Annotated in this window: 3 protein-coding genes and 1 pseudogene; 1 reads left to right on the forward strand and 3 read right to left on the reverse strand. The window is 62.2% G+C overall.

The annotated features are described in order from the left end of the window. The 3 genes from WAO69_RS12215 to WAO69_RS12225 form a co-directional block, all read right to left on the reverse strand. Positions 1-399, reverse strand: a 399-nt coding sequence (locus WAO69_RS12215; protein WP_422179481.1) for a DUF6362 family protein, incomplete at its 3' end; no start/stop codon positions are given. Further along, the gene (locus WAO69_RS12220; RefSeq protein ID WP_422179483.1) at positions 392-601 is read right to left on the reverse strand and encodes a hypothetical protein; all 210 of its coding nucleotides are present in this window, start codon (positions 599-601) and stop codon (positions 392-394) included. The genes WAO69_RS12220 and WAO69_RS12215, both read right to left, overlap by 8 nt. After that, positions 598-1,029, reverse strand: coding sequence for a hypothetical protein (locus tag WAO69_RS12225; protein WP_422179485.1), 432 nt, complete (start codon positions 1,027-1,029; stop codon positions 598-600). The genes WAO69_RS12220 and WAO69_RS12225 overlap by 4 nt, the downstream gene beginning before the upstream one ends. Positions 1,030-1,122: 93 nt before the next feature. On the opposite strand from WAO69_RS12225, the pseudogene WAO69_RS12230 reads away from it, so the two are divergent. After that, positions 1,123-1,578: pseudogene (locus WAO69_RS12230) on the forward strand (hypothetical protein); the annotation flags it as partial.

Raw genomic sequence — 1,578 nt, forward strand, 5'->3', positions numbered from 1 at the left:
CATCGACCTCTTTCGCGGCACAGTCCTGCCATTCAGCTTCCAGACAATCACCGCCAGACCATACTCGTGACGCCGACTGGCTGTGGCCCGGCTGATCCCGTGGTGCCAGGTGATCCCCTTCCAAGCCTTGCGATTGGCCCGCGCCCAGAGGATCTGGCCAATGTCCTTGTCCAGCCACCGCAGCCACAGCAGCGCCTCATCCGCTTCTGTGATCATCCGCGGCGAGGGCAGCGGCCGTTTCATCCGTGGCTCCTGGCCCACCTGATCAGCGAAGGTTGAGACGTAGTCAGGCCAGGCGCTGACATAGCCTTGTGGGCGGACCGCCGGCATGGAGCGCATCACGTCCGCCGCCAGCTCCAGACGATCGGCTACACGCGCACGGGTCCAGTCATCAACCATGGCGCACCTCCCTGCCCTGCGGGCGTTTGCCGTAGAGTTTTGCGCCGAGCTGTTCGACCAGTGCGCGCTCCGGCCATGTCAGACGATCGTCATCAACGCTGACGGCCAACACGCCTTGTTCGTGCCAGCCATCGCGCTTGACCTGCTCGGGGTTGCGGCGGTGGCCGCCGTAGCCCCTTGGGGTGAACCGCATGCCGCTCATGATGCACCTCCCCCTGCGACACGGCGTTTTGTGGGGAGTAAATCGACGGCTGTACCGTTGGGCACCCCTCGCCCATCAAAATCCGAGGCGTCGATTTGCACCTGAGTTTTATCAGGTGTCGTCAACGCGGAGACACGATTGCGGCGCATCAGGTCGGCCCTCTGTGCACGCGCCTCAGCACTCAATGGTGACAGCCACGGATTCTTACCCATCCGAAACGGCCAGCTCGCGCAGTCGACCGCCGTACAGAGCCGCACCTCTTGCGCGGACTCATTGCAGCAATCGAGGCATTTGAGCCGCAAGGCCCGCAGCGGCGACACACGGGCATGGCCCAACTGTTCCAACTCATCCGTGCGCATGCAGCGCGGATCGCGGCCGACATCATCACCGCCGCGCTGTTCCAGACCAATTTGACGATGGAGGTTCATGCGACACCCCCATTCGTCTCACGCAACCGTTCAAGTCGATGCCGCTCCAGATCCCGTTTGAGATCAATCTGGCTTTGACCCGTTTCACGATCGATGTGGCTGCCATCGCCATGGCGAGCCTTTGCGATCAACGCATTTGCGATTTTGCCTTGCACTTCGAGCATGGCGTATCGCTACTACGTGTCGATGGACCTTCTTAAGAACCGCGAAACGCCTGAGGACGGCATCCCGCGGCGTTTGCCGGCCGACACCGCTGAGGCAGCCGTCATCACGGAAATCCGGCGCATTTTGCGCACACCGGAAACTACGGCGCAGGTCATTGCCGCATTGGACCACGAAGACATTCCTGAGGCGGATGCCATAGCGGCCCTGCAGCAGTTTCCCAAGCTTTGGGATCAGCTCTTTCCGGGCGAGCAGGCCCGCATCATCCAGCTACTGGTCCGGCGCGTCACCGTGACTGCTGAGGGTCTTGTCATCGACCTGCGCACTGACGGTATTGCAGGCGTCATGCGGGACATGATGACCCCGCGCAAGCTTGAGGCCGCGGAA

This window comes from Aestuariivita sp., assembly GCF_049276915.1.
Lineage (GTDB): Bacteria > Pseudomonadota > Alphaproteobacteria > Rhodobacterales > Rhodobacteraceae > Aestuariivita.

Excerpts from the sequence above, each read along its gene's own strand:
- WAO69_RS12220 (WP_422179483.1), bottom strand. The coding sequence starts at position 601 with ATGAGCGGCATGCGGTTCACCCCAAGGGGCTACGGCGGCCACCGCCGC.
- WAO69_RS12225 (WP_422179485.1), bottom strand. The coding sequence starts at position 1,029 with ATGAACCTCCATCGTCAAATTGGTCTGGAACAGCGCGGCGGTGATGAT.